Source organism: Bradyrhizobium sp. 31Argb, assembly GCF_043638955.1.
Classification (GTDB): Bacteria; Pseudomonadota; Alphaproteobacteria; order Rhizobiales; family Xanthobacteraceae; genus Bradyrhizobium.
Genome location: NZ_JBEGDB010000639.1, coordinates 1 through 950 on the forward strand (window position 1 = coordinate 1; position 950 = coordinate 950).

The following is a 950-nucleotide window of genomic DNA, read 5'->3' on the forward strand; positions in this document are numbered from 1 at the left end:
GCGTCTTGGCCGGTGGCCACCGGCCAAGACGCTAAATCGCTTCCATCGCACAAATCATGCCCGTGCAGATACAAGGGTGGTAGGTGTGGCGCAAAGCGCTTTGCCGTGTCGTCGTCCTCGGGTTACGCTTCGGCATGCTTGATCGAGTCGAGCTTTCGTTTCGCATCGGACCGCCCGTCGCCAAGGCGGCCGTTGTCGTGTCGACGCTGATGCTCGCCTCCGATCTCGCTTTTGCGCAAGCCGCGCCTCCAATCTCGCTCGGTGTCCAGTCACAGCCCCAGCCTCAGCCGAACCAAGCTGCGCCGCCTGAGCGCGAGGAGAACCCGGGCCTCATCAACGAGATCAGCAAGCTGTTCGAAAAGTCCAAGTCGATCCTGCCGTCGTTGAAGAGTCCGGGCGAGACGGTTGATGATCTCAACGCCCGCGCCAAGGATGCGGGCGAGGGCCTGTCTGCTCTCACAAGACCGTCATTGATTGTCACTGGCCGCGCGGCCTGCCTGGTCGCAGCCAACGGCGCGCCGGACTGCAAGGCCGGCGCCGACAAGCTCTGCCAGAGCAAGGGCTACAAGGAAGGCAAGAGCCTGGACACCGATGCGGCCGAGAAATGCTCGCCGATCGTGTTCGTTCCCGGCCACAAGCGCAGACCGAATGACTGCCGGACGGAAAATTTCGTCACGCGGGCGATCTGCCAATAGCGCTCTGTAGCTCTCGTAGCCCGGGTGGAGCGCCAGCGTAACCCGGGTCCGCTCGCAGATGCGGACACAGACGTCCCAGGTTACGCGTTCCGCTCCACCCGGGCTACGGCAATAGCGCGAAAACGCAATACTTGACACTGGAAAGATTGCCTTGCTGGTATGATGTCTGGCATCTTTGGCCTAGCATTACAGTTGTCTTTTTGTTTTGAAGTGCGCGCGCTGGGCGGCGGCCTGGTGAGCTCTACGCCAAAGTGA

General features: G+C 61.6%; 1 protein-coding gene. It reads left to right on the top strand.

Annotated features, from left to right (window positions below; genetic code table 11):
* Positions 1-134 precede the first annotated feature (134 nt).
* Positions 135-695 carry a hypothetical protein gene (locus tag AAFX91_RS42010; RefSeq protein WP_394570391.1) on the top strand — a complete coding sequence of 187 codons (561 nt, stop codon included), beginning with the start codon at positions 135-137 and terminating at the stop codon, positions 693-695.
* The last annotated feature ends 255 nt before the right edge of the window (positions 696-950 follow it).